General features: G+C 43.7%; 23 protein-coding genes, 3 pseudogenes and 1 riboswitch. Of the genes and pseudogenes, 6 read left to right on the top strand and 20 right to left on the bottom strand.

The annotated features are described in order from the left end of the window. Positions 1-8: 8 nt before the first annotated feature. Positions 9-947, bottom strand: a complete 939-nt coding sequence (locus LC048_RS18065; RefSeq protein WP_226602536.1) for a magnesium transporter CorA family protein — start codon at positions 945-947, stop codon at positions 9-11. A gap of 315 nt (positions 948-1,262) precedes the next feature. Here LC048_RS18065 and LC048_RS25160 point away from each other — a divergent pair. Further along, positions 1,263-1,382: pseudogene (locus LC048_RS25160) on the top strand (hypothetical protein); the annotation flags it as partial. 92 nt (positions 1,383-1,474) lie between these two features. Beyond that, positions 1,475-2,134 (top strand): TrkA C-terminal domain-containing protein, encoded by a 660-nt coding sequence (locus LC048_RS18075; RefSeq protein WP_226602534.1) that lies wholly within the window; start codon positions 1,475-1,477, stop codon positions 2,132-2,134. Between the two features lie 29 nt (positions 2,135-2,163). Here LC048_RS18075 and LC048_RS18080 read toward each other — a convergent pair whose 3' ends face one another. The 11 genes and pseudogenes from LC048_RS18080 to safA all read right to left on the bottom strand — a co-directional run bounded on the left by LC048_RS18080 (position 2,164) and on the right by safA (position 12,463). Further along, entirely contained in the window at positions 2,164-2,535 is a 372-nt protein-coding gene (locus LC048_RS18080) for a DUF1284 domain-containing protein (RefSeq protein ID WP_264188465.1), read from the bottom strand. A gap of 113 nt (positions 2,536-2,648) precedes the next feature. Continuing rightward, positions 2,649-3,980 carry a polysaccharide biosynthesis protein gene (locus LC048_RS18085; RefSeq protein WP_306048339.1) on the bottom strand — a complete coding sequence of 444 codons (1,332 nt, stop codon included), beginning with the start codon at positions 3,978-3,980 and terminating at the stop codon, positions 2,649-2,651. 671 nt (positions 3,981-4,651) lie between these two features. After that, positions 4,652-6,553 (bottom strand): ribosomal protection-like ABC-F family protein, encoded by a 1,902-nt coding sequence (gene abc-f, locus LC048_RS18090; protein WP_306048341.1) that lies wholly within the window; start codon positions 6,551-6,553, stop codon positions 4,652-4,654. Positions 6,554-6,717: 164 nt separating this feature from the next. Then, positions 6,718-6,873: an RAxF-45 family protein gene (locus tag LC048_RS18095; protein WP_306048343.1), complete on the bottom strand. Its 156-nt coding sequence runs from the start codon at positions 6,871-6,873 to the stop codon at positions 6,718-6,720. Between the two features lie 596 nt (positions 6,874-7,469). After that, the gene (locus tag LC048_RS18100) at positions 7,470-7,652 is read right to left on the bottom strand and encodes a hypothetical protein (RefSeq protein ID WP_226602522.1); all 183 of its coding nucleotides are present in this window, start codon (positions 7,650-7,652) and stop codon (positions 7,470-7,472) included. A gap of 17 nt (positions 7,653-7,669) precedes the next feature. Beyond that, entirely contained in the window at positions 7,670-8,302 is a 633-nt protein-coding gene (locus LC048_RS18105) for a response regulator transcription factor (protein ID WP_226602520.1), read from the bottom strand. Then, a pseudogene (locus LC048_RS18110) lies at positions 8,295-9,342 on the bottom strand (sensor histidine kinase). Before LC048_RS18110 ends, LC048_RS18105 begins: the two are co-directional and overlap by 8 nt. Next, positions 9,339-10,073 (bottom strand): cell wall-active antibiotics response protein LiaF, encoded by a 735-nt coding sequence (gene liaF / locus LC048_RS18115; RefSeq protein WP_226602517.1) that lies wholly within the window; start codon positions 10,071-10,073, stop codon positions 9,339-9,341. The pseudogene LC048_RS18110 and the gene liaF overlap by 4 nt, the downstream one beginning before the upstream one ends. A gap of 137 nt (positions 10,074-10,210) precedes the next feature. Continuing rightward, complete coding sequence (locus LC048_RS18120; protein WP_226602515.1) at positions 10,211-10,855, bottom strand: PspA/IM30 family protein; 645 nt, start codon at positions 10,853-10,855, stop codon at positions 10,211-10,213. Between the two features lie 22 nt (positions 10,856-10,877). Further along, on the bottom strand, positions 10,878-11,222 hold the full coding sequence (locus LC048_RS18125; RefSeq protein WP_102261390.1) for a lmo0954 family membrane protein: 345 nt from the start codon (positions 11,220-11,222) through the stop codon (positions 10,878-10,880). A gap of 671 nt (positions 11,223-11,893) precedes the next feature. Then, entirely contained in the window at positions 11,894-12,463 is a 570-nt protein-coding gene (gene safA / locus LC048_RS18130; protein ID WP_102264970.1) for a SafA/ExsA family spore coat assembly protein, read from the bottom strand. A gap of 159 nt (positions 12,464-12,622) precedes the next feature. Between safA and LC048_RS18135 the strand changes: the two genes are divergently transcribed. Further along, positions 12,623-12,766: a hypothetical protein gene (locus tag LC048_RS18135; RefSeq protein WP_226602514.1), complete on the top strand. Its 144-nt coding sequence runs from the start codon at positions 12,623-12,625 to the stop codon at positions 12,764-12,766. Between the two features lie 57 nt (positions 12,767-12,823). On the opposite strand, the gene LC048_RS18140 is transcribed toward LC048_RS18135, so the two are convergent. The 3 genes from LC048_RS18140 to LC048_RS18150 form a co-directional block, all read right to left on the bottom strand. After that, positions 12,824-13,396, bottom strand: coding sequence for a YflT domain-containing protein (locus LC048_RS18140; protein WP_226602512.1), 573 nt, complete (start codon positions 13,394-13,396; stop codon positions 12,824-12,826). Positions 13,397-13,471: 75 nt separating this feature from the next. After that, entirely contained in the window at positions 13,472-14,776 is a 1,305-nt protein-coding gene (locus LC048_RS18145) for a methyl-accepting chemotaxis protein (protein WP_226602510.1), read from the bottom strand. Between the two features lie 81 nt (positions 14,777-14,857). Continuing rightward, the gene (locus LC048_RS18150; RefSeq protein ID WP_226602508.1) at positions 14,858-16,015 is read right to left on the bottom strand and encodes a trans-sulfuration enzyme family protein; all 1,158 of its coding nucleotides are present in this window, start codon (positions 16,013-16,015) and stop codon (positions 14,858-14,860) included. Between the two features lie 105 nt (positions 16,016-16,120). Between LC048_RS18150 and LC048_RS18155 the strand changes: the two genes are divergently transcribed. Together LC048_RS18155 and LC048_RS18160 are read left to right on the top strand one after the other, a co-directional pair. Continuing rightward, on the top strand, positions 16,121-16,294 hold the full coding sequence (locus LC048_RS18155; protein ID WP_226602506.1) for a hypothetical protein: 174 nt from the start codon (positions 16,121-16,123) through the stop codon (positions 16,292-16,294). Positions 16,295-16,647: 353 nt separating this feature from the next. Next, complete coding sequence (locus LC048_RS18160) at positions 16,648-16,821, top strand: hypothetical protein (RefSeq protein WP_226602506.1); 174 nt, start codon at positions 16,648-16,650, stop codon at positions 16,819-16,821. A 437-nt stretch (positions 16,822-17,258) separates the two neighbouring features. Continuing rightward, positions 17,259-17,346, bottom strand: a riboswitch (SAM riboswitch). Positions 17,347-17,449: 103 nt separating this feature from the next. Here the strand turns inward: LC048_RS18160 and LC048_RS18165 are convergent. Then, the gene (locus LC048_RS18165) at positions 17,450-18,514 is read right to left on the bottom strand and encodes a CBS domain-containing protein (protein WP_226602504.1); all 1,065 of its coding nucleotides are present in this window, start codon (positions 18,512-18,514) and stop codon (positions 17,450-17,452) included. Positions 18,515-18,693: 179 nt separating this feature from the next. On the opposite strand from LC048_RS18165, the gene LC048_RS18170 reads away from it, so the two are divergent. Then, a complete protein-coding gene (locus tag LC048_RS18170) occupies positions 18,694-19,560 on the top strand; it encodes a YitT family protein (protein WP_226602503.1) in 867 nt (288 codons plus the stop codon). Positions 19,561-19,859: 299 nt separating this feature from the next. Here LC048_RS18170 and LC048_RS18175 read toward each other — a convergent pair whose 3' ends face one another. From LC048_RS18175 to LC048_RS18190, 4 genes and pseudogenes are all read right to left on the bottom strand, one after another. Continuing rightward, positions 19,860-19,994, bottom strand: coding sequence for a hypothetical protein (locus tag LC048_RS18175; protein WP_264188439.1), 135 nt, complete (start codon positions 19,992-19,994; stop codon positions 19,860-19,862). 24 nt (positions 19,995-20,018) lie between these two features. After that, positions 20,019-21,506: an amidase family protein gene (locus LC048_RS18180; RefSeq protein ID WP_226602501.1), complete on the bottom strand. Its 1,488-nt coding sequence runs from the start codon at positions 21,504-21,506 to the stop codon at positions 20,019-20,021. 161 nt (positions 21,507-21,667) lie between these two features. Next, entirely contained in the window at positions 21,668-22,810 is a 1,143-nt protein-coding gene (locus tag LC048_RS18185) for a DEAD/DEAH box helicase (RefSeq protein ID WP_226602499.1), read from the bottom strand. Positions 22,811-23,119: 309 nt separating this feature from the next. Beyond that, a pseudogene (locus tag LC048_RS18190) lies at positions 23,120-25,508 on the bottom strand (immune inhibitor A domain-containing protein). Positions 25,509-25,583: the final 75 nt, after the last annotated feature.

Consider the following 25,583-nt stretch of genomic DNA (forward strand, 5'->3'; position numbering starts at 1 on the left):
TTTTTATCTTATCCAAAGAATCTATTCTTCTTTTTAACTCTCAAAATATCTCCCATCCAGCCTTTCTTTTTCAAGTAATAATAAATACCGACGGTAGAGGCAAAAATTAAAACTCCCGCGAACGCATAGCCAAATTTCCACTCGAGTTCAGGCATGACCTTGAAATTCATTCCCCAAACCGCTCCCCACGCTGTGACAGGCGTAAATAGAATCGTCATGACAGTCAGAGTTTTCATGATCTCATTTCCCCGATGCGTAGATACTACTTCTTCAAGATTGACCATCGTGTCGATTGCATGCTGATATTCATCAAGCAATGTCCTAATCCGCTCGACACGGGTAACAACCCTGTTGAACTCAGTTTTTTCATGCATCTCACCGCCATAGGCTTCTTCTGCAATGAATCTTAATTCGACAATCGGGACGACCATGTTTTTCCAAACCAATAATTCGTGGCGATTTTCGTATATTTTTTCAAGAATTTCACGATTGTTATGTTCTTTCATTTCCCATAAAAGATCATGAAGCCTTTCTTCATATCCATCAATCTTTTGAAGATAGGTCGCAAGAATTTCCCCCAATATGATAAAAAAGCCTTCCACTGCATTTTCTGCCTGGTCCATTTGTTTGTAGACTGCGACTGGATTTGAATTAAGTACTGTAAAGTCGAAATTAACCAATACGAATAAGTCCCTGCTGATCCAAAAGTGGAAAATATTTTTCTCGCTCTTATCCTCAATATCCTGTTGATAAATCAGGGAACCCCAAATACATTCCTGTCCCCTTGTTTGGGTGTCGAGCTCAAGCAGGTTTGTATTTCTGTCATTCATATTTTTCAACCAATTTCCATATTCCGTGTTATCCGAAACCAGCTCTCTTAACTCCTGCTGATCCCCATTCTCATAATCAAACCACATCCATTTATTATCATTAAATGTATGGCGCAATGGTCTCAGACCTTTCTTTATATAATCAAGTAATACTCTTCCCTTAAAAAGGAGTTTTGAAACGATTGGCAGAGTTTCCATTTTAAAAATGTTTCTGATATTTGGATAGCGGGTAAATGAGAATATAGACAATAGTAAAGGTTCAATTAAAAATAGGAGGGAAAAACGATGCAAACTAAAACCAAAAATGCAGTGATGTTAAGTGTAGGAGCCGCGGCATTATGGATGGCGATGAAGCCAGAAAACAAGGCAAAACTTACCGAGATGGCCACACAGGTAAAAGAAAAAGTCATGGCATCGAAGACTGATGTAATTCCTGTACAAAAAGCTGGAAACCCTGACCCGATGGACGTTGAAGATAACAAGATGGTCAGCGAAGGCGCTATGTACGGAGTCAATTACTACAACGAGAACCTTCAAGAACAGCAGCGGTAAACATGTCCGGGGAACAATTTCCCCGGTCTATTTTTGTTTAATTCATACCTCGTCGATCAATACTAGATAGTGCGAGGGGGGATGGTGGTCCAGTGGGAATTCTCTTCATTTTTATTTATCTGTTCATTGTTTTTACTGTAATTGAGATTAATACATCGATTTTTGTTGCTACTGGATTGGACAGAAAAATCGCTCGATTCCAGGTCATTTCGATGCTAACCGGCACCGGTTTTACCACGGGTGAATCCGAGTTGATCATCGACCATCCGGTCAGGAGAAGATTGGGTGCTTTTTTGATTCTGTTTGGGGCCTTCTCTCTGGCAGTCATCATTTCCGCAATCAGCAATTTGCTGACGGATAATTTTTACACAATGGAAATCGCCTATATTGCAGGCGGACTTGTAGCACTCTTATTTGTGTTAAAAGCGCCAGTCGTGCAAAGAATGATGAGTAAAAAGATGAAAAGTAAATTGAAGGAGAATTATGAGTTAGCAGATTTGCCAATCAGTGACGTTCTATTGATGGACGAAGATGATGAAGTTCGGGAAATCGCTATTAAAGAGGATTCCCCATTTGCTGATAGGACATTTAATGAAATAGTAAAAAAAACGGATGATGTTATGCTCCTGTTCATCAAAAGAGGCGAAATCAATATCAGAAAAAAAGCCCATGATACCAAATTGGAGCCTGGGGACACATTATTTTTATATGGTAATAACCCAAGAATAAAAGTTCTATTTGAAAATGCCTGACACGATGGAGTGATATCAACCATTACGAGTCAGGCATTTTTATTTTCACGTAGTTCAGCAATTCCGTCTTTACAAACTCCGTATTGCAGCCATGAACAGTTTTTGCAAAGCACATCAAGGTCATCTGGTCTAACCTTTTCCGCCGTCCACTGGACAAGCTCAGATTTTAGGTAACGTTCCCCAGGCACCAGTCCAAGATGACGAATGACATTTCCATCCATCGACAGAACATGTTCATTCGAACCCTCACTTGCCTCACAAATCTCAAGGCCCCTATGCGGACAGGACATACATGCGTCATCGAACGCCGCGACCACCTTTATGTAAAAATCCTGTTCAGTGTCCCGTATATCAGTTACGATACTTTCCATCTTCTTCACAAATTCCGGGCTGTAGCCCATCCCTCTGAATCCATGCACACAGAGAAGATGATGCCCACGCAATACTTTATCCACTTCATCACTCCTGAAAATTATGCTGTTAAACTAATTCTGCACGAATCCTTATTTTCCTTTTAAAATCTCGAATCTTTGATTGTACTCTTAGCCACCCAAGTACTGCCAATTTTTTTACAAATCGTCAAATAATGCAGCAGCAGGATGACCATACTGCCAGTATTCATGCCGACGATGACCCCCTCCATCCCCCATTCTAGTTTTGAGCCGACGAGGTAAATAAGAGAAAAGGTCACAATCGTAGCATAGACAGAGTGAATAAAAGCGTCCTTCACCAATCCGAGACCAATCAGATAAGCCTGCATCGGGATGGTGAAGTAGTGGAACAGGAAGTATGGCGCCAACAGCTGCAAAAAGACTGCTGCCTGAGCAGAATGAAAGAAGGTATTGGTCAATGTCTCAGCCAGAAAGTAAAAAGCTGTTACAGATGGCAAGCCATACAGCAGGGTCAGCAGCATCACCTGCTGAAGCAGCTTCTGCAGCTTGAAAAATTCTCTTTCAGCATAGTCCTTCGATACAGTCGGAATTAGTATGATGAGAAACGAATGAGCGATAAATGCCGGGAAAAATCCAATCGTCATTGCGATTCCCGCCATCATCCCGAATTGTTCCGTTGCCACTTCAGCTGAAAATCCTGCGCTGACAATCGCAAATTTTATCAGAAAAGGCTGAACAGCATGCGTCAGGGAATGAAAAATCCTCAGCCCGGTCGTCGGCACGGAAACCTCCACAAGACTCTTTCTCACTTCTCGCCCGCTTACATGCTTACCTGGTACACTTTTAATCTTCTGATAAGACATAATGAAGTAGTGTAATAGATAAAGAAAGACGACAAGTTCGCTGCCCGCCAGTGTGCAAAACGCAACAAGAAGAGCCGTTTCGCTTCCAAACTCAAAAAACTGAAAAAGAGCTGAAAGCAGGATGAGCTGGACCGCTCTCCTCACAAAATGGGATATCGCGATTTTGCCCATATCCTGTTTTCCCATGAAAAATCCCCTGGCAATAGCGGTGATCGTCATCACCGGAATGAGTGACAGCACAACCCATTTCAGCAGGGGGTGATAATCCTTGAATACCGGAATGATGGGAAGCATAATGGCAGCCGCAATCAGTAGAACCGTCGTGAATACCACCGCAAGCCTAATGGCATGCTTGATCATGCTCCGGTGGTAAGACTCATCTTTCTCCGCAATCATCTTGGAAATCGACACTGGCAGCTCAAAGTTCGCGAGCATCATGATCAGGAAAATCGTCGGCAATATGGTCATGTAATGCCCCATCCCGCTTTCCCCGAGTTCCCTTGCCAGGATCATATTGACAAGGAACTCCACCACTTCTCCAAGAAAAGTAGCAATCACGAGGATAGTCATCCCTTTTAAAAATGTATTCATAGCTTCTCTCCCAATCCCGTCTCATTTACTCCTATAAACATATGAGACAAGTTCGGACAATATGAAAGGGGAAATTTTGAGTATATGTGTTTGGCTTTTTCACCATTTGCGGAGTTTCAGTTGCTGGAATTACTTTATAGAGCGGTATTTTCATATTTATCACGATATTCTAGTGAATGTTTAGCGGGATTACCCTTTTTATTGCGATATTCTTGAGATTGTATAGCGGGATTATCTTTTTATTGCGTTTTTCTAGTAAATGTACAGCGGGATTACCCTTTTTATTGCGATATTCTTGAGATTGTACAGCGGGATTAACCTTTTTATCGCATTATTCTAGAGATTGTACAGCGGGATTAACCTTTTTATCGCGTTATTCTAGTGATTGTACAGCGGGATTAACCTTTTTATCGTGTTATTCTAGAGATTGTACAGCGGGATTATCTTTTTATTGCGATATTCTAGTGATTGTATAGCGGCATTACCTTTTTATAGCGATTTTTTCGTTTTTATAGCGATTTTCTCATTTTTATAGCGAATTTCTCGTTTTTATAGCGATTTTCTCATTTTTATAGCGAATTTCTCGTTTTTATAGCGAATTGGAAAATCCGACGTGTTTTTCCCAGTAAAATAAAGGAAGAACTGCCCAAAAGCAGTTCTTCATCTTGTAGTTAATATATTTCTTCAAGTCTGGAATACAGCTGGTATCGCTTTGACTCTAAAACTTCTTTTTCAGTGTGGAGCTCCTGGAGCACTGTGAGGTCGGTCATTTTCGCCATTTGCTGTTCAAGTGTGGCAATCGATTTTTCATGAGTCTCTATTTCTTCTAACAGAGCTTCCTCATCGATCTCAACAACTGGTGATTTGACTTTTTCTCGCCGAATGACAGTCCTAGCAGTTTGCGCTGTAACTGAAGATGTAGCCGCATCCTCCCAATGTTTCCGCTTCTCAGCCATTTTCACTCTCGCGCGGTCATAATTGCCTTCTATTTCCGTCAACTCTCCGCCTTCCAGCCAGTAAACCTTATCAAAAAGCTTATTCAAGAAATAACGGTCATGGGAAACGGCGAGCAGCGTACCCTCGAACCCTGCCAGCGCTTCTTCCAGTACTTCTCGTGAATCAATATCCAGATGATTGGTTGGTTCATCAAGAATCAGGAAATTGAGGTCCTGGTGCATCAACTGGGCCAGGCGCAGTCTCATCCGTTCCCCGCCGCTCAGCTGGGATACTTTCTTAAAAACATCCGGACCATAGAACAAAAATCCCGCGAGCACATTACGGGCCTCTCCCTCATTCATTACTACCTCGTTCCGGAATGCATCAAGCACGGTGCCTTCCTGACTGGAAAGCTCCATATGCTGTGACAGGTAGCCGATTTTGACATTGCTGCCTTTTCGGACTTCACCCTGGTCAGGGGCAAGATCATCCTGAATGAACTTCAGCAAAGTCGTCTTGCCTGATCCATTTTCACCGACAATCGCCGCACGGTCCTGATAGTGAAGCTGAAAATTGATCTTTGAGAAAAGTTCCCTATCTCCAAATGATTTCATGACATCTTTGAAGACGAGCACGTCCTTTCCGCTCCGCGCTCCTGTATCCAGCTCGAAATTCATTTTCTTCCTGTTTAAAATCGACCGGTCCAGCTTCTCCATCCTGGCCAGCGCTCTCTCCATGTTCGTTGCCCTTTTATGGAGGGCCGCACTTGGCGGGGTCGCTCTATTTGCCCAGTCACGCAGACGCTTGATTGCCTCTTTCATTTTCTTGATTTTGCGTTGCTGCTCTTCAAACGCCTGGAATTCACGCAGTAATTTCGCTTCCTTTTCTTGAATGAATCCACTGTAATTAGCATGATAGAGGTCAATCTCTCCATCCTCCAGGTCGAGAATTTTCGTTGCTGTTTCATCAAGAAAATAACGGTCATGCGAGATGATCACAACAGTCCCATCGTATTCTTTCAAAAATTCAGCCAGCCACTCAGCAGCCATAATATCAAGATGGTTTGTCGGCTCATCGAGAAGCAGCAAATCTGGATTCCTAAGCAGACTCAATCCCAAACCTACTTTCGTTTTCTCACCGCCGCTAAGGCTGTTAAAATTCGAATTAAGCAAGCCCTCAATCTTTAAGCCGTTAGCAATGCGGTCAATATTCGCTTCCATTTCATAACCGCCTCCGAGACTGAACTTTTCCTGTAGAACTCCATATTTCGCCAGCAGCCTTTCCAGCTTTAGCGAATCCTCCCCTGCTTCTGCCATCTCGGTTTCAAGCTGCTTCATTTCCTCCTGAACAGCCAGCAACTTGTCAAACGCCGTTTCCAGGACTCGCCTGGCGGTCATCTCATCCTCATATACTGGAATCTGAGCAAGGTAGCCGATTTTCAATCCTTTTTTCCAGTGGATCTTTCCTTGATCCGCCTCTTCCATGCCGGCAATCAGTCTCATCAAAGTTGTCTTGCCGCAACCGTTTGGTCCAACCAGACCAACCGTATCTTTTTCATTTATTTCAAAAGACAAATCCTCAAAAATCAGATTGCCTCCGTACATTTTGCTGATATGGTTAATGCTGCATGCTATCATTATTTTTTCCTCCTATTAACGATCCCCCTTTTCACCAAATGCACCCCGGTTTGTTTTATAAACGAAAAAAAGCCAGGGGCAGATGGCTCTGCTCCTGGCTCCAGCAATCAAAGTGAATACAAAAGGAGGGCAAAAGAGCCCTCCCCATTCACCGAAGCTTGCAATTAAGCGGGAAAAGAGATGATCCTACCGTTTGTATTTGATATTGAACTGTTAAAAAAGGGCATACGTATCCCGTTGACAGCTGCAACAGCAAATTTTGCACGACAAAAATAAAGGAATTCATTCCAAAATCCGCGTACAAAAACAGCCTTGATCATCTCTTTTCACCTCCGTTCAATAATAATTAATTTCATTTTACAATTACCTATTTAATTTAGCAAGTTTTTCCTGAAACGTTCATGGAATGAAGAATTTCATTTTTTTATCATTCAGTCACTGATTCAAGTTAATCAAACATATTATTAATTCTGGTTCAGTTCCATCACCCTGGTATTTTCTCAATTTTTCCCATTATGAATATCTTTTAGATAAAGCGTTTAAGCAAGCTTGGACTGCGGGTAATGGATAACTAACGAAGGAGTGGGTGGAAATGCTTAGACAACTGGAACTTTCTGATTACCAGCTCTGGATGTGCAAAAAAGATAAAGGAAAAGTTAGCTGAAAAGCATAACTATATAAATAGCGCTTCCCATTATCCAAATGAGTTTGAAGAACGGGAAGTCATATCCATTGCGTTAAGCGAAATGCTTATGAAGTTAGATGTAATCGATAAGAAAGCAAATTAAGATTTAATAGGGGCCGCCTGGGCCTGGCCTCTTTTTGTTTTATCGATTAAATGAACCTGAGACTTGTTTTATTGACTCAAATAATCTTGAGAATTGTTTTATCGACTCAAATAATCTTGAGAATTGTTTTATCGATTCAAATAATCCTGAGACGAATCTTTCTTTCTCAGCTCTGCGAGGATTTCATTCAACGTTGCTTCCTGTCTTTTCGTGCTCATTACCAGCATGACAAAAAGCACAATTAGAACGATTGGCACTCCGATTGACAACAATACCCCAAAAAGACCGAACAAACCTAATAATGGCTCCATAAAGAGTCCCCCCTGTGTTATTTTACGATTGAATGTCTGAATGCATAAATGACAGCCTGGGTGCGATCTTGCACCTGCAGCTTGCTTAAAATATTGCTGACATGCGTCTTCACGGTTTTCAATGCGATGAATAGCTCATCTGCGATTTCTTGGTTTGTTTTTCCTTCGGCAATCAGCTTTAAGACTTCCATCTCGCGCTCTGTCAGCTCTTCGTGCAGTTCAACATTGTTTTTCTGACGCATTTTCATCATCATCTTGCCCGTTACTTCTGGCTCGAGCACCGGCTGCCCTGAGTATGTAACTCTTACCGCATTAGCGATTTCACTGGCTTTCGATGTTTTCAGCATATAGCTCGTCGCACCGGCTTCGAGCGCAGGATACACTTTTTCATCATCAAGGAAACTGGTCACAATGATAATTCTTGCTTCAGGCCATTGTTCGATGATCTGTTTTGTCGCCTCGATTCCGTCCATTTCCTTCATGACCAGATCCATGAGGATGATATCCGGACGCAGTTCAAGCGTCATCTCGACTCCTGTCTTCCCATTATCCGCTTCCCCGATCACCTCAATATCCGGCTGAGCTGATAAATAAGAAGAAACTCCAATCCGCACCATTTCGTGGTCATCTACAAACACAACTTTAATCATTCTTCTCACCCGCCACCACTAATATTGGAACCTTGACCTCAAGTCTGGTCCCTTTATTTTCTACACTGACAATCTTCAATGTACCGCCGATTTCCCCGGCACGTTCATGCATATTCTGGAGGCCATATGATCCTGCTTTTGTTTCTTCTACGCTAAAACCAATACCATCATCAACCACGCGCATAATCACTTTATCATCACGCTTGATCAACAATACTTCGAGCTCTTCTGCTTTTGCATGGCGAAGCGTATTCGAAACAGACTCCTGAAGGATGCGGAATAAGTGGTCTTCGACTCCTTTATCCAACGGAAACGGCTCGACCTTCCACTTGATATTCATGGTGACTTTTTGTCTTAATTCGATTAACAGCTCCTCGATTCCTTCCTGCAGGCATTTCCCTTTCAAGGCAACCGGCCGCAAATGCAAAAGCAACGCTCTCATTTCGAGCTGCGACTGATGAATCATTTCCTCAACCATTTTCAATTGCTTCGCTTCTCGTTCCTCTGACGGACCCTTTGTTTCATTGATTGCGGACATCAGCATCGATGCCGCAAAAAGCTGCTGGCTGACCGAATCATGCAATTCCCTGGGCAAGCCTGTTGCGCTCCTGCGAAATGATTTCCTGAATCCGCGACTCTTGCTCCTCTGCTTTTTCAGTCGCAAGTCTCTGTGACAACATTGCTTTTTCAGAGATTTGCTTATGCAGCTTGCCGACTCTTTTCGAAATCGATGAAATTTCCGCGTATGCCTGATTCTGTTCAATCTCAGGCTCCTGTCCTTCCTCCAGCTGAAATAGCCAGTTGTCAACCGTACCGAATTGTTTCCTCCAGTAGGTTCCTGACAACATACCGAAAGCAACGCCCAACACGACACTAATGCTGAAGGTGAAAATAATGAAAGGAATATCCATCAGCTCACGGTTCCACAGATCAGAAAGCTTCGCCACGGGAAAAACAAACACAAAAGACACAGTCACCGCTATGAATAAAATAATCCCGAGGGTCAAGCCCCATAAGATTTGGCGCATAGCTGTCGTCATATCCGTTTCACCTCGATATTACCAACAAGCATCAAGGTGAAAATCTTAACCTTTTGTTCTGCTTCGTCATAGCCTGGTGTCTGTAAATACAGACTCTGGTTCAGCACCCTTCCTTCCTCATGCTCAAATACTTCAGCAGACCCAATGACTGACGAATGCCGGAGGGTGACCTCTAAATCATATGGCACATACACTTTTACATTGCCAATGATATTACGGATAAAAATAACTGTTTCTCCCTTTGGCAGCACCGTCAGGCTCAGGTCAAGCACACTGTCGCCAATCCCGGTCTGGATATTGACATCGTTCCATTCATATACATGAGACGGCGTTTCCTGATGGCCAAACAGACGATTTTTAAAAAGAGGAGGCTTTTCAATCAGCATTTCCTTCCTGACTTCTTTTTCAGGCTCCTGTAAAACTGGCGTGATCACTTCTGGCTTCTTTTTCGACTGTGCAAATTGATAGGCAAGATAGATCAGCACCGCCAATAAGAAAAACCTGAACGTCATCATGCTGAAAACACTGCTCAGGAAAAAGAACAAACCTACCCAGAACAATAGCTTTCCAGATTTCTTAGGCATTAAAGAGCGACCGAAATAAACCATCGCTCCGCTCGCAAGAAGGGAGAAAATCAGTCCTTCGTTAAAAAATGAAACTTCGAGCAAAAGCAAAATAAGTCCTGTAATAACAATCCAGCTTACATAATCATTCTTCATGTTGTTCAACATGCTGGTTCCTCCCTTCCTCTAGATTTATTTTAAAAATGGAATACACATGATAGAGGATTGGTAATATGAAGTCCTTTCGAGGTGATACTCAAAAGGCGCAGGTGCCTGCGCCTCTATAGAATACCATGTTTTGCCTATTAAATAGTATGTGATTCTTTACTTTTAAACTCTTTTTCCAGCTGGGCAATCCTGCTGTCAATTGTATTGCGGTTGTAAGTGCTATTTACTTTCTCCTCTAGATGGTCAAGGTAGGTTTCCATCTCTGCAAATCTTGAATAGGCTTTGTCGGAATTTGAATGGTTATCGATCACCTGGTCCATCCTGTAATTGGCGCGCGTCACATTTTCACGTCCCATCATTTCAAGGCGGCGGATGTGCATATCTTTTAGCTTATGATTCATCTCTTCATACTTCCGCTCAAGCTCAAGCTGTTGTTTGACAGCGTTATCCATTGCTTCTTTCAACCTGGCAGCTCGCTCTTCATATTGGTTCTGCTCCTGCTGTGCAAACTCCTGAAGGTTGGATTCTCCAGCTCTCATTGCGACCTCGGATTGGTATTTTCTCTTTTCAGCCATTTCAAGCGCTTGCTGATGCTCGCGTGCAAACTGTGCCTTCAATTGTCCCTGACGCTCAAGAAGCTTTCTGACCTTTTCTGTTTCGTTTTCACATTCACGAAGATACTGATTCAACAGCGCGATCGGATTTTTCTTTTCCTTCTGGTCAAGTGCCTCGTGAAGATCTGCCATTACCGTGTTTTTAATTCTTGTTAATAGATTTGCCATTTGAAAATCTCTCCTTTTAGAATTAGTTATTTTTCAACTCTGCCCATTGCTTTTCGAAGTTGACGAAAGGATCGCTTTCTTCGCGGATTGCTTCTTCTTTTTTGTCCCAGTTTTTATATACTAGGTACAGGACATAAGCAGCTGCGATCCCGAGGATTGCTGGTACGTTAGAAGCAGTTGCCATCAAGATGATGAAGCCGACGATTCCCCAGCCAATTTTTGCGGCAGTCGAGTCAGTCTTTAAAAATTGCTTGACGACGAAGTAGAGCACCAGCAAGCTGACCCCAAGTCCGACGAGTGGACCAAGGTTAGAAATCAGCACCATGGCTGCTATGAAGCCGGCAACAAGTAAACCAAATTTTTTCATGTTCAATTCCTCCTTATCTCTTATGATTACATCTTACCTTTCTCGCAAAAATTCAATAACGTGCCTGAGCTTGATTTTGCGGTAGGACCTGAGGCTTAGGGAAGCGCAGGACTATAGGTAGTGTCTGTTCTTTGAGGGCATTAGAATTCTTTTTTTCTGCGATATTGGCCAATAATCTGATATACCGGCACAAGAACAAAAAGCGCAAGCGCCTCGTTCAGCCCCGACAAGCGCTGGAGGGCTGACCGGTGAAGTCGTTCTTTGACTTCACCTGAGCGGACCGAAACTGAAATGTATAGCCGACTGTTCAGAAACGCAGAAAACTGGAGACTCCGACAAAGAAGCGCTTTTTGCTTCTGCCGCCGGAGTTGAAGTTTCGGAGTTTCTAGGAGGCGACACTAGACAATTCGAAAAGCGAAGGCGACTGCTCAACTCCGACTAGCGCTGAAGGGCCTGACATTGAAGTCGGTCTTTGACTTCATTGGCAGGACCGAAGCGTCTCGAGGAGTTAGGAGCCGCAGCTAGACAAGCGACTCGAGGGGCTAGGCGCGGGAGCTGGATTTAAAAAAACATGTAGTTTTCCACACTAAATAATTTTATAATTTCCTGGTAAACAATAAAAAAAATAACCCAGTGGCTATTCACTGGGTTATTTCCATACGAGATATTATTTATTTTGCGATAAACATTTGTGTCCAATAGTGTCCATACGATCCGCCAGTTGCATGTCCAACACCGATATGGGTGTATGTAGGGCTAAGGATATTTTTGCGGTGGCCAGGACTGTTCATCCATGATTGGACTACTTCACTTGGTGTCCTTTGCCCGGCAGCGATATTTTCACCGGCGCTTCTGTAATTGATACCAAAGTTTTTCATCATCGTGAACGGGCTGCCATAGGTCGGACTTGTATGGGAGAAATAATTTTTGTCTCTCATATCAGCAGATTTATATCGTGCAACCCTGGAAAGCTGCCAGTCAGCAGCGAGCGGTTTCAGGCCATTCTTGGCACGCTCTTGATTTGTCAGCTGGATTACCTGGCTTTCTATGCTCTTTGTTGCTCTTATAGTAGGGATATTCACCCTCTGGCCAGGATAAATCAAGTTCGGATTTTTAAACTGTGGGTTGGCGGCGATGATTTCCGAAAGGCCAACCTGGTACCTGACTGATATTTTCCATAGAGTGTCACCAGACCGTACCGTGTGGACCTGTTGGGCAAACGAAACCGTCGGGATTGCCATTACGATCAATAATAAGGCTAAGATTATTTTTTTGAACACAATACACTCCTCCTCAACTGATAGGATGAGATTATTTCAAGAAATTATACTTTATTATTTTTTGCGTGAAAACATCACGAAAACTGTGCATATAGTTTTATCAAGGGAGGAATGCGAATTATGGGCTATCTTTGGGTGATGACCATCGGTTTTGTCATTTGTCTCGGTTTAGTTGGCGGTTTTTTATTGTATTTTATCTCAACGGCTTTTAACCTGAAGGATGCAAGCCATATTGATCTATTGGATACGAAGAAAGATGAGTAACATTTAAAAATGCCAAAAGGCTGCCAATTGAATGGCAGCCCTTTTTATGACATTTTTTTAAAAGTCGCGGGTGTTATCAAAACGTGTGTTGGCAGGGTTGTCCGAAGTAAGCGGTGCATCAACTGGGTCGTTAGTTCTTGTGCCGTCTAACCTAGCAGTTGTAGCATCGTCATTCAAGCCAACTCTGTTTTCGTCGCGTTCGACAACAACGAGAATCTTTCCTTCTTTTACATAGCCTTCATAGCGGTCAGCTTCATCTTCAGGAATACCCATTCCGATCAATGCCCCAGTTAACCCGCCTGCACCTGCGCCTACTGCCGCGCCGGTAAGTGTCGCAGCGATTGGGCCTGCAGCTACAATTGGTCCAATGCCAGGAATCGCCAGTGCTCCGATGCCTGCCAATAATCCAGTAAGGCCGCCTAATACGCCGCCTGTTGCCGCACCTGCAGCAAGACCTTCCTCAGTCTTAGTACCGGTAGCTTCGTTGACATCGTGAACCTCATCTTCGTTCTTACTGATAACAGAAATATCATCGGTTGAGTATCCCTGTCTTTTCAGGTCCTCAACAGCCTGGATTGCGTCTTGCTCATTATCATATACTCCAACAAGATGTTTTTCATGTTCAAACATAATAAAAGCCTCCTTTAGACGAGTAGTCCTTATAAAAATACCCGCATACAGGAGACGTAAACCTCATGTCGAACATTATTGTCTGTTGTGATAAACAGATACCGTCTTTTTCAAAACGGAGGAGACTTCAGTCAAATTCTCTGCAGTAGCCGTAATTTCCCTGACAGTCTCGCCTTGTTTTTCAAACCCTGCTGCCATTTCAGCTATTCCAGCACTATTGATTTCTAAAATTCCTATTGTTTCATTATTCATGGATGAAAGCTTATTAGTCTGTAGATTCAAATCGTCCGCAGAGTGAGTAATCCGTCCGATCTCATTTTGAATAGACAAGATCCCTTCCCTCATATCACGATATTGGGACTGAACATTCCCAAATAAACGGCTTCCCTTTTGGACTTCCAGGCTCCCACCAGCCATGACTTCCACCATTTTATTAATTTCCGCACGGACATCTTCAATGATTTCCTGAATCTGTTTTGAAGCTGTTAGTGATTGTTCTGCCAATTGGCGCACTTCCCCAGCCACTACAGCAAACCCTTTCCCTTGGTCCCCGGCACGCGCCGCCTCAATCGCTGCATTCAATGCTAGCAGATTCGTTTGATTGGCAATCCCGGAAATCAAATTAACAATCTTGTCGATTTCATTTGTTTTCATTGCCAACTGCCCAGCATCCTCAGCTGCCTGACTCGAAATTTGTTCCATGTAACCCACCTGATTACTCGTTTCACTGATCAGGCTCATACCTTCTTCACTTTGTCTTGCATTGTTAGTAGACATTAATTCGATACGGTTTGCCAGGTCAGCAATTTCATGGATCCTATTCACCATGCTATCAACAATATCAATTAATAAGACAGAATGTCCTTGCTGCTGTTGGGCACCTGCCGAGATTTTCCGGATAGATGAATTGATGACCTCACTTTCTTTTTCATGACCTTGTGAACTGTCATAGAGCTGTTTGGCAGAGTCATGCAACAACTGTGTATTACTTTGGCATTGCTCTACAAGTACCCGTAACTGGCTGATCATTGAGTCAAAATGGACTGTCAGCTTTCCGATTTCATCATTAGTCTCGTTATCCAGATGTACCGATAAGTCACCCTGTACAATTTTTTGAGTAGCCTCTGTAAGACGATCGATAGGCCGGATGACTCTTTTGAATAAAATCATGATAAAAATAAGGCAGCCAATTGAAATAAGTGTTCCCGCGATTGAGGTTGAGTAAATGCTTTTCGTCACTAAATCGGAAGGGTCGGAATTTCCTTTGAATTGATTCAATAAGTAGAAATTATAAATCGTTGATACAGCATAAACAAAGAACAACAATCCAAAAAAGGCAAAAACCTTTGTTTTCAACGAGAGATGATTAAACCCTTGCATCTCTTTTTCACTCCCTCAACAAACCCTGTAGAGTATGTAATCTTTGATATTCATATGATATCAAAGAAAGTGAATTTTTTGTTATCTATGATTAAATTTTTCTCCAGATAGAACCAGCGCTGCCTTAAATTGTTCAATAATATCCTGGCTGTTTTCGATTCCAACTGAAATCCTCACTAAGCGATATGTAATGCCAAGCTCTGCCTGCGCCTGTGGAGGCAGTGCGCGGTGGGAGGTTTTCAGCGGATGGGAAACTGTCGTTTCGACTCCCGCAAGTGTTGGCACGATTTTTACCCAGCCAAGCGATTTGAAAAATAAATCGGTATCCACGTGTTCTGCCAGTTCAATCGTCACGATCGCACCAAATCCTTTTTCACCCTCAGCGAATGGATAATATACTTTTGCGACATTTTGATTGTCACTAAGACTGTCAGCCAGCAACCTTGCATTTTCCGATTGAGCCTTCATTCTTAACGCCAGAGTCTTCAATCCCCTGCATGTCAGCCAGGCCTCAAACGGACTGAGGTTCGCCCCAAGATTAACAATTCGAGCACGCGCTTCTGCAATTAGTTCCTTTTTGCCAACAACAACACCTGAAGTGACATCACTGTGACCTCCGATGTATTTCGTTGCGCTGTGGACGACCAGGTCGGCTCCGAGTAAAAACGGACGGACATGGAGCGGAGTAGCGAATGTGTTGTCAACCAAAACAGTGAGATTTCTATTTTTAGCCAGTGAAATGACTTCCTCTAGTTTTTCAACACGGAGGAGCGGATTGGTGATGGACTCCGTGTAAAGAAGCTTCGTATTCTGTTTGATTGCCTGTTTAACTTTGTCCAGGTCAGAAAAAGATACAAACGTCGTTTCGATCCCAAAGCGTTCAAGCTCAGCTTTCAGCATATGGAAGCTCCCGCCATATACATCATCGGCTGCAACGATATGATCTCCGTTCCTCGCTACAGCCAAAACTCCCGCTAAAATAGCGGCCAAACCAGAGGAAGCAGCTACCCCGTCTTCCGCGTATTCAAGTGCCGCTACAGATTGACCAAGTTCATCGGTATTAGGGTTCCCTACCCTAGAATACAGATAGCTTCCTTCTCCCTGATAAAATCCCTCAAGCTCGTCAAGATCATTAAACGTAAACGCTGACGTCTGATAAATTGGTGTCGCTTTGCTTTTGATTCCCTTTTGCTTCGTATGTATTGAATGAAGTACTTCAGTTTCAAATCTCTTTGCCATTTTTTTCACCTGCTTTTAGAATTTGATATTAACAATCGTAAGAAAAGCACAAGCGCCTTGGTCAGCCCCGACAAGCGCTGGAGGGCCGACCAGTGAAGTCGTTCTTTGACTTCACCTGAGCGGATCGAAATGGAAATGTATAGCCGACTGTCCAGAAACGGAGAAACTGGAGACTCCGACAAAGAAGCGCTTTTTGCTTCTGCCGGCGGAGTTGAAGTTTCGGAGTTTCTAGGAGGCGACACTAGACAAGCGACTCGAGCAGTTAGGAGCCGCAGCTAGACATGCAACTCGAGGGGCTAGGCGCTGGAGCTGGACACTAAGAAAAGCGCAAGCGCCTTGATCAGCCCCGACAAGCGCTGGAGGGCCTGACAGTGAAGTCGTTCTTTGACTTCATTGGCAGGACCGAAGCGACTCGAGGGGCTAGGCGCTGGAGCTGGACACTAAGAAAAGCGCAAGCGCCTTGATCAGCCCCGACAAGCGCTGGAGGGACTGACAGTGAAGTCGTTCTTTGACTTCATTGGCAGGACCGAAGCGACTCGAGGGGCTAGGCGCTGGAGCTGAACACTAAGAAAAGCGCAAGCGCCTTGATCAGCCCCGACAAGCGCTGGAGGGCCGACCAGTGAAGTCGTTCTTTGACTTCACCTGAGCGGATCGAAATGGAAATGTATAGCCGACTGTCCAGAAACGGAGAAACTGGAGACTCCGACAAAGAAGCGCTTTTTGCTTCTGCCGGCGGAGTTGAAGTTTCGGAGTTTCTAGGAGGCGACACTAGACAAGCGACTCGAGCAGTTAGGAGCCGCAGCTAGACATGCAACTCGAGGGGCTAAGTGCTGGAGCTGGACACTAAGAAAAGCGCAAGCGCCTTGATCAGCCCCGACAAGCGCTGGAGGGACTGACAGTGAAGTCGTTCTTTGACTTCATTGGCAGGACCGAAGCGACTCGAGGGGCTAGGCGCTGGAGGGACTGACAGTGAAGTCGTTCTTTGACTTCATTGGCAGGACCGAAGCGACTCGAGGGGCTAGGCGCTGGAGCTGAACACTAAGAAAAGCGCAAGCGCCTTGATCAGCCCCGACAAGCGCTGGAGGGCCTGACAGTGAAGTCGTTCTTTGACTTCATTGGCAGGACCGAAGCGACTCGAGGGGCTAGGCGCTGGAGCTGGACACGAATCTAAGTCGAAAAATTTTATACTTTCATTCATTAAAAAACCTCTCCAAATAAGGAGAGGTTACAAATCAATCAGCCTCACTTATCTTCAGGAATTAGCACCTTTCATCATAAATGAAGGTTGCCGGGCTTCAAAGGGCCTGTCCCTCCGCCGCTCTGGATAAGAGTTATTACGGGTTAGAAAATAGTCTTTAATAGTTGCAGTATATCAATTTCGGCTCAATTACGTCAATGATCTAAACGTGAGTTAACTGTCCAAGTTCATGGATGTCAATCTTCAAGATCACTGTCCAGCAGGTCCCAAGGCGTGATGACTCCGATTGGCTTTCCATGGCGATCTCCCGTTTCCGTGATAATGACCGCCTGCAGCTTCTTACCTCTAGTATGGTAGCGTTCAAACAATTCTTCAATATGATACAAAGATGCATCCTCATCAACAAAGATCACAAAGTAATTTTTCCCATTCGTCAACAGCTCTTGGACACGGACATCCTCGAAATGAACCACACTGTCGGTAAAATGCTTCGCCATCCACTGGATGATCTCCTTTGAAGTCAGCAAGGCAACATACTTATCATCCTTGTCATAGACAGGGAATCTTGTAAAATCAAACTTATTGATTACCTTTAGAACATCTTTAAGATAGGCATCCTCATAATAGTAAAACACCGGGCTGGTCGCAATCGATAACGCTGTCTGCGGCTTTTCGAATTCCCTCGCAATTTCCTCAATCCGTTCGACCACCTCGATATGCGGTTCAGCAATATAAAAATCAGCATTCACCCGCTCATGGACAATCGCATTCCTAAGCTTCGCAAACTGATGCAGCTCGCTTTTATATTTCCGCACTAATGAATGGTTTTTGTAACCCGAGTACAGCAGTTCGACAAACGCATCGCTGTCGGTCCCCTTCACCATTTCCTTCAACTCTTTATGAATCCTGTTAAAAGCTGTTTCGAACTTTCCAGACTGCTCTTTATGATTTACTTCATGTTCTTCTGAATTATTAGCGCCAGAATCGGAAGTTGATGGTTTCTTATCCCCTTCATTCTTACGATTGTTCCCGTATTCTTTTTTGGATTGATTTGAAGAAGTGTTCCCTTTTTCATTACTAGATTGATTGGATTGCTTAGAATTTTCGCTTCCTTTATCGTTGTTTTTCTTTTGATGATTGTCATCAACCCGCTTCAATCTGTTTTCCTCAATCTCCTGCAGCTTAGGATTCGTTCTCATATAAGACTTGCTTTTCTTGTTGCCAGTCTGATGATTTTTCTGTTTCTTTGATCCTGACTGCTGATTATTTGATCTATGTTTAACATGAGTATCGTTAGTCAAAATAGCCCCTCCGTAATTTCAAATAACTTACCCTTCTCCTTACCCCAATTACCGGTTTTACTAATCATCGATATTTAATGTAAAAATACCAGATAAACTTTAAGTTTGATACAATAAGTATAGTACATACATTACTAATTCACAGAAGTTATTTTTAATAGAAAAGGGTTGGATATTCAGTGGCAGCAACGAAGAAAAAAAGAGTAGTCAAAGAAATCACACAAATGGTGACAATAACAATCGGGGCAATTATCGCGGCTTTTGGGCTAGATATGTTCCTTGTTCCTAATGCAATCCTTGACGGTGGAGTCATCGGGCTTTCGATTATCGCAGCGGAACTGACAAACATCTCGATGAGTATTTACCTGATTTTGTTCAACTTGCCTTTCCTTTATATAGGATACAAGAGGATGGGCTTGAAATTCACGCTTCACACCTTATATGGAGTCATTATTTTATCAGGGGCAACAGCTTATTTACACCACTTTGAACCTGTGACAGATGATTTATTTTTAGCAACGATCATCGGTGCGGTTATCCTTGGAACTGGTGTTGGTTTGGTCATCAGGGCAGGCGGTGCATTGGACGGAACCGAAATTATCGCGATCCTAGTCAGCAAAAAGCGGACAGTCTCTGTAGGACAGATTGTCATGGTCATGAACTTGTTCATCTTCGTTCTTGCAGCATTGCTCGTGTTCAGCTGGGAGACGGCCATGTACTCAATCATCACCTATTTCATCGCCTTCAAGATGATTGACGTCGTCGTCGAAGGGATGGAAGAGCTCAAATCAGTTACGATTATTTCCGACGTCCCTGAAGAAATCGCCGAAGCACTGCTCAAGCAATTAGGACGCGGCATGACCTATATCCAGGGTCAGGGTGTTTTCTCAAATGAACCGAAGAAAATCATCTACACCATCGTCAGCCGTATCGAATTATCTACCCTCCGCTCCGTTGTCGATGAAATCGATCCAAACGCGTTGGTCGCGATTGAGAATGTCGCCGACGTTTCGGGAAGCAATTTTGATAAGAGTGGCGGGCATTGATGTGCAGGTAGAAACCGGGTGAATTAGCATTTGGTCGAATAATCCTTGAATGTGGTCGGAAAAATCAAAAATCCGCCAATATATTTCGACATGTGGTCGAATTAACTTCAAATGTAATCGAATTATTTAATTGTTCGCCAATAATCTTTTGAGTTTGCTCAATCTATGCTTGTTTTCCTTCTAGTGCCTGGTGATAATTTCGATTTCACCTATATTTAATTTAATTTGCTCGATTTAATTACCGTTTTTAATGTAAAAAGTGCCCTGGCGAAGAAATCGCCGGGGCACTTTGCTGTTGTTTAATCAATCGGGTTGTTGAATTTCTTTTCTGTCTGGCCGGTTGTGAATTCGACTAGTTCCTCAGGTGTGTTGTTGCCTTTTTTCTTGTTGTTGTTGCGCTGGGCGTTCCCGTTGCCGAGCTTTTGTTTACCCATTCTACCTCGCTCCTTTTGATGGATTCATGAAGTAGTATGGATTTTTCTCCCGGCGTTTATTCCAAGTTCAGGCGCCTGGCGCACCTTGGTTGCCTGCTCGTATGCATAAGCAAGTCTGATCAGCAATGGTTCGCTGAAGGCAGTACCGGTGAAAGTGATACCGACTGGCTCTCCAGTTTTTGTATAAGCTGCCGGGACGGTTACAGACGGGTACCCTGCCTTCGAGCCAATTGTCGAGCCATCCATCGGGAAAAGCACCGCATCTGCACCATATTCCTTCACAGCATAGTCAATTCCCTGCTCCCTAGCCATGTAAAGGTTATACTCTAGTTCTTCGAGGTATTCAGCCTCCGTCAATGTTCCGCTTGTCGCTTCGGATTCCTGCAGCACTTCCTGGCCGTATTTCAGCATTTTCTCACCGTGCTCTTCATTGAAAGCAATCACGTCAGCAAGCGTCCTGACTGGAACACTCGGTGCAAGCCCGTTCAGATAAGCATTTAAATCTGCTTTGAATTCATAGCTTAGAACCTTGTATCCCCAAGTTGCTTTTGACGCTGGAATTGTAGCTTCAACTATCTCGGCGCCAAGCTCTTCCAGTTTTTCAACCGCTTTTTGAAAAATTTGCTCCTGTTCCTGAGTCCATTTTCCAATATACTCTTCCTTGACAACAGCAATTTTCGATCCTTTTAGCCCCTGCACATCAAATAGGGTTTCATGGTTAAATTTTGGCAAACTCATCATGGTTGCCGGGTCTTGAGGATCCTGGCCTGCTATCGCTTCTAAAAGGTAAACCGCATCCTTGACCGTTCTAGCCATTGGACCGGCTGTATCCTGTGAGTGGGCAATCGGGATGATGCCGCTCCGGCTGACAAGGCCGACTGTCGGCTTGATGCCTACCAATGAATTTTGCGAAGCTGGGTTCAAAATTGAGCCATCAGTTTCTGTTCCGACCGCTACTGCAGCGAAATTAGCGGCAATTGCTGCACCGGAACCAGCACTGGAGCCGCCGACATCGAATTTCCCGGTACCATAAGGATTCAGTACCTGACCACCACGGGAGCTGTAGCCGCTCTTCATGCCATTTGCCATGAAATTAGCCCACTCGGTCATATTCGTTTTCCCAAGAATGACCGCCCCAGCTTCCCTAAGCTTTGCAGCAACAAAAGAATCCTTCTGAGCAAACGAATCCTTCAGTGCCAGCGAACCAGCACTAGTATGCAATTTGTCCTTTGTATCAATATTATCTTTCACCAGGACCGGAATGCCGTGCAGAGGGCCTCCTACACCTTTCTGTTTTCGTTCAGCATCCAGTGCAGCCGCGATTTGCAATGCATCAGGATTCAGTTCAAGCACAGAATTGATTGTTTGATCAAAGGCGGCGATGCGGGCCTGGTACATCAGGACAAGATCATGAGAAGACAGCTCGCCATTGTCCATTTTTTCCTGTATCTGCTCAATCGTCGCTTCTGGCAGCCACTCCGTCATCAATGTATTTAAACGTGGATTTTTCAAGTTCAACAATTCCTTTCAAAAGCATTTCAGTTGTTCATTTCAACTGCTTTAAAAGAGCCTTTAAAAATAATCTACGGAATATATATTCTGATTTTTATCCAGAAAAACCTTTAAATGCAGTAAAAAAGCTATAGGAAAAGTTCCTATAGCTTTCATGATGATTATTCTGGGTCAACAATTTTACCACCGTAAAATTCTTTCGGCACTGGCGTTAAATTAAGTGCCTTGCAGAATCTTTTCAAATCACGCTCTTCACGTTCGTTGACGATCGAAATGACGGTTCCCTCCGCGCCAAAACGGCCTGTACGTCCGGAGCGGTGGATATATTGATCCTGCTCCCTTGGCAAGTCATAGTGGACAACATGAGTGACACCTTTAATATCCAATCCCCGAGCTGCAACTTCAGTCACAAGCAGCATTTCGCTGTTGCCGTCACGGAACTTTTTCAAATACCTCTGACGATCCTGCTTGTTGAGCTCACTGTGCAGCTGGCCGACATGGATGTCCTTGAACTTCAGTTTATCAGCAGCGATGATCAGGTTAGGAATGTCCTTAATAAAAACAAGTGACTTCGTTCCATTCAAGCGGGCAATCTTCTCCAGGGTTTTAATCTTGTCACGCTGCTCACTGCGAAAGTAAATATGCTCTACTTTTGCAGCGTCGATTGTTTCGTCTTTTTTTACATTGATGATCTCAGGATCGTTCGCTAATCTCTTGATCGATTTTTCAACAGTCTCTGGAAGAGTTGCGGAAAAGAGCAGCAGCTGCCTTTGATCTGCAAGTGTCGATTTAATAATGCTTTTTACCGTTTCATTATGTTCCGGGGTAAGAAGCTGGTCGCCTTCATCAAGGACGACAGTCTGGACTTTATGCATTTTCAGTTTCTTCTGCTTGATCAATTCATTCGTCCGACCTGGTGTTCCGACGATGATATGCGGGCTTTTTTTCAGCTTGTCAAGCTGACGCTTGAGATTGGCACCGCCGATCAGGCTTGCCGATTTGATCCCGCTGCCTTCTCCCCACTTCTGGATTTCGGACAGAATCTGCATGACAAGTTCCTGTGACGAAGCAAGAATGACTGCCTGTGTATTCTGCATTTTAGGATCGATTTTATTTAAAACGGGAAGCAGGTACGCTAAAGTTTTACCAGTACCGGTCGGTGATTCCCCGACGACATCTTTTCCTTCTATTATTAATGGAATCGCCGTCGTCTGGACAGAAGTCATCGTCTCGAATCCGGCCTTTTCCCAGGCCTGCTGCAGGAACGGTTGTAGTTGCGCGATAATTGGTTGAGTTTCTGACATGATTTTCTCCTTAAGTTAAACATTCTAGTATTGATACTAGCTAAAACACGATTATAAGTCCAGTATTCCCTAGAAAATTAGCGTTTTGCACCTTTTATTGTATCTTGTTTTTTGATTGGCTCCATTTTATTGGCGATTTTTATTTTTTATTGGGGTTGTTCACAGATTTATTGGAGAAAATTTTAATATATTGGCGATTTTTTATTTTTATTGGCGTTGTTCACTACTTTATTGCCGAACTGTAAAAAAGCATGGATTTTTACCAATTAAATAAAAACACCGGGCGAAAATCACCCGGTGTTAATAACTTTATTTATGGATCCAAACTGCTCCAGCAGAGTTATCTTTCGCTTCGCCGATGACCTGGAACTTCAATCCGTAGTTAGGCAACTTTTTGCCTGCATCAGGGATTAAGTTGTTGATATACGTTTTAGAATCATCAAACGTTGTCACACCTGGAAGTCCTTCGTAGTCAAAGATTCCGCGTGAAGGAGAATCTACATACCATTCAGGTGCTTTATCAAGTGAGAATGCTGCGTCAGAGATTTGGTAACGTGTGCTGCTCTTTACAGAATCCTTGCCATTCAAGTTACCTACGATTGCTTCTGGGTGAGAGTCAACAACACCGATGAAGCCTTCACCTGGGTGAACACCTACCCAGTTATCAGTGAAGCTGTCGTCACCGTACCAAACAACCATACCTGTGTTGTATTTAACGCCGCGGCCGGCAATCAAGCCTTTGTCAGAGCCAGCGTAGTTTCTCCACTCAAGGTAGTAGTAGTGGTCTTTTTTTGTCATAACCATTTGAAGCAACAAATCCATCCATTGAAACTTTTGCTTCGCCTTCTGCATCATCAGAGAACACTACCGTTCCATCAACAGTCAGCTTAAGGTTATCCATCGCGAAACCATCAAGTGCAAGTCCGCCATCTGTAACATAGTCAAAGTGTAGAGTAACTTTCTTGCCAGCAAATTGACTTAAGTCATAAGACTTATCAACCCACTCGCCTTTTGTTGATTCTGCACGAGCGTCGCCGTCAGTATCATCATCACCAACTACATCCAGTTCAACTTCTTCACCATCTGAAGTCACAGCAGTTACATAAAGGTAATCGTATTCAAATTCAACATCATATAATGTCTTGAAATCGAATACCGCATTAGTAGCATTTGTTAAATCAAACTCTGGTGTTGCAAGAGATGTATGAAGATCATCACCTTTTGTGCTGTAGTAGTACTTCTTACCGAATGCAGGAAGAATTCCTTGAACTTCCTTAGCCGGCAGGTTTACCTTAACAATACCTGGATTCTTTGACTTAGTCACACTTTGATCAATATAAGAAGTCAATCCCTTTTTATCGATATCAGCGTAGTCCACTTCCGTAATATTCGCCCAGTTGCCACCCATGATTTTTTGGAAGTATTCTTTGTTCTGTGGCGAGAAGCTCACTGGTTCTGTTCCAGCAACCTTACCATTCCAGCTGCCGCCGCTCATGATTGACCATGAAGCAACAGGTTCACCTTGTCCAGTGTACTGAGTGTCATACTCATCAGGAAGCCCTAAGTCATGACCGAATTCGTGTGCAAATACGCCAACCGCTCCATCTTCAGGCTCGATTGTGTAGTCGTAAGCAGCCATTTTTCCGCCCCAGTAGTTTACTTTTGCAGTTGTATTGGCTACAGGATAAACCCCATTCAATACCCAACGATGTGACCAGATTGCATCGTCACCAAGCTTGCCGCCGCCAGCTTCCTGGCCGACACCAGCGTGCAAGACCATCAAGTGGTCAACTAGTCCGTCTGGCTCGTTCTGGTTTCCGTCGCCATCTAGGTCATATAGATCGAACTGGTCAAATTCAGAAAGATCAAGTCCGCCTGCAACTGCTGCATTCAAAGCGTCCTTTACAAAGTCACGAGGACCTTTTGGATTCAGGTTATCATGACCGCCATTCGGATTATCATCGCCGTAGTCTGCTGCGTTCCCAGGTACCGTTACCCAGTCAGTTACATGTCCATCGACAGTATAGCTGCCGCCAGACTGCTCTTCATAATATTGCTTGAACGTTTGAACCTTTTCACCATTGAATAATGTGAACTCTTCGTCACCGAACAGCATTTTTTCATAATGCTCGCGGCTGAAGTCGTCTGAATACATATAGCCTTCTTCTTGCTCTATATTATTGTGCTTGAAGTCTGCGAATTCCGCTAAGAGAACAAGAACCTTATCCTCTCTGACTTCGCCATTGTATGGAGCCTGTTTAGCAGAATCTACTTTCGCGTATCCTGTCGGCTTGCCCTTTTTAAAATTGTCATGTCCCTTTTCAAGCTGCTTAGTCAGCTTGTCCTTTTGCTTGGTCAAAAAGTCCTTGGACTTCTTTGCCATTTCATGCTCAGCAGCATGCTTGTCCGTCTTGCCAGCTTTTTCTCCCTGCTTCTTCTTGATATATTCAGTTACCGCCTTGTTGACTTCTTCCTGTGAAGCGCCTTTCGCGATCAGACCTCTCTCCTGCAAAGCCTTTGCCAGACGATCCTGGTCAACAATGTTCAAGTCTATCGGTGCAGAAACAGGAGCTGTCGCAGCCTCCACACTCTTAGGAGCTGCAGTTGAACCTGCAAACGAACCCGCAAATAAAGTAGAAGCGAAAACAGCACTTGCCGCCACGCTAGAAAGAACCTTCAACGAACTTTTCTTCTTCAAAAAGATAACCCCCTGCTATTTTACAAGTTTCGATTTTTCATATTTTCTGAAGTATCTGTTATGAATTGTAGCAAG

Source organism: Mesobacillus subterraneus, assembly GCF_020524355.2.
Classification (GTDB): domain Bacteria; phylum Bacillota; class Bacilli; order Bacillales; family Cytobacillaceae; genus Mesobacillus; species Mesobacillus subterraneus_C.